Genomic DNA, 1,844 nt, shown 5'->3' on the forward strand with positions numbered 1-1,844 from the left:
GCTGGCGGCGGCACGCGAGCGCGGCTGCCGCACTCACCCCGGACAGCACATGATTTACGGGCAGGTGGTGCAGATCTGCCGCTTCCTTGGTGTTGACCTGCAGCCTGAACACGTTGCGCGCATTCTCGGCCACTGACCCCCTGCCCTCTCTGGAGACACTGCTCATGTATGACTTCAACAACCGCGTCTTGCTGCTGACCGGCGCCAACGGTGGTATCGGCCGCGAAGTGGCGAAGCTGTTTTATCAATACGGCGCGTCGATGGTGCTGACGGATCTGGACGGTGAAGGGTTGGCGGACTTCGCCCAAGCGCTGGACCCACAGGGTGAGCGTGTGGCCACCTTGCGCATGAACGCTGGCGACCCGGATGACTCGGCAAAAGCGGTGCAACTGGCGGTCGAGCGCTTTGGCGGGATTGATTTTCTGGTGCCGTCTGCCGGGCTGTACCAATCACAACCGATTCGCGAAATGACCGACGAGCAATGGCGCCAGACCCTGGGCATCAACCTCGACGGCGTGTTTTACCTGTGCAGCCGCGCCATCCCTGCCCTGCGCGCCAACAGCGCCATCGTTAACCTGACTTCCGTGGCGGCGCACCGTGGCGCGTATTCCAACGCCCACTACGGCAGCTCCAAAGGCGGCCTGCTGAGCCTGACTCGCGCACTGGCCCGTGAATTGGGGCCGCAGACGCGGGTGAATGCGGTGTCGCCGGGCATCATCGAAACCCCGATGACACAAAGCCTGATCGCCAACCGTGGCAGCGACTCAGTTGAACAAACCCCGCTCAAACGCCTCGGCCAGCCGAGTGAAATCGCCTCTGTCATCGCCTTTTTGTGCAGTGACGGATCGAGCTTCATGACCGGGGAAGTGCTGCATGTGAATGGCGGGTTGTATATCGCGGGGTGAGGCAGTTCACCCTGTAGGAGCGAGCTTGCCTCGCGATCTTTTCAAGATCAAAAGATCGCGAGGCAAGCTCGCTCCTACAGGGATTTGGGGTTATGTGGGGATGTGATGGGCCAGCCACTGCAATAAACGCTCATCTTCACCCGCCGCTGCAATCACTTGCAGGCCCACGGGCAGGCCTCTCACCTGCCCTGCTGGCAGGCTGATTGCGGGCAGGCCGGTGAGATTCCAGGGGCTGGTGTAGCTGAGCACGGCGGCGCGGACGTCGATAAGTTGCTCGTCCACAGGTGTTTCCCGTGCATTCACTGGCGGGGCGATGATCGGTACGCAGGGCGAAACCAGCAGGTCATAGTCTTCGAATAACCGTTCCATCTGCGCTTGATACTGCTGCTGGGCCCGCTGGGCACGAATGTACTGCCAGCCGCGAACTTCTTGCGACAGTTCAAGGCGCTCGCGCACTTCTTGGTCGAACAATTGCGGCGCCTCTTGCATGCGCTCGGCATGCACGTCGTAAGCCTCGGCGCGTTGCAGCATCAGCAAGGTTTCTTTCATGCCGGCAGCCATGGCGGCCAATTCCGTCACTTCGTGTAAGGTATCGCCAAACACCTGTTTGGCCGCTTGGTAAACCTGTTGATCCACTGCAACGTCGACCGGGCCGAAGCTGCCCGAGCGGATCCAGCCAACCCGTACTGCACGTGGTTCAGTGGCTGTCGCCGCGCATGCCTTGCCCGATAACACTTCGAACAGCAGACGCGCGTCTTCAACGGAGTTGGCAATCGGCCCGGCGTGGTCGAGGCTGGACGACAGCGGGAATACGCCTTCCAGTGGCACGGCAGCATAGGACGGCTTGAAGCCGACCACACCGCACAACGCCGCCGGAATCCGGATCGAGCCGCCGGTGTCCGTGCCCAAGGCCAACGGCACCATGCCGCTGGCCACGGC

General features: G+C 61.9%; 2 protein-coding genes. One reads left to right on the plus strand and one right to left on the minus strand.

Features of this window, described 5'->3' with window-relative positions; genetic code table 11:
• Window positions 1-164 precede the first annotated feature (164 nt).
• Window positions 165-905, plus strand: a complete 741-nt coding sequence (locus tag GHO25_RS25465; RefSeq protein ID WP_153393328.1) for an SDR family NAD(P)-dependent oxidoreductase — start codon at window positions 165-167, stop codon at window positions 903-905.
• Between the two features lie 90 nt (window positions 906-995).
• On the opposite strand, the gene GHO25_RS25470 is transcribed toward GHO25_RS25465, so the two are convergent.
• A partial coding sequence (locus tag GHO25_RS25470) for an amidase (RefSeq protein ID WP_178110245.1) occupies window positions 996-1,844 on the minus strand: 849 nt, incomplete at its 5' end.

Source organism: Pseudomonas sp. FSL R10-1350, assembly GCF_009600525.1.
Lineage (GTDB): Bacteria > Pseudomonadota > Gammaproteobacteria > Pseudomonadales > Pseudomonadaceae > Aquipseudomonas > Aquipseudomonas helleri.

Bases quoted from the DNA above. Each gene is read 5' to 3' on its own strand.
- GHO25_RS25465 (WP_153393328.1), top strand. From the start codon at position 165: ATGTATGACTTCAACAACCGCGTCTTGCTGCTGACCGGCGCCAACGGT.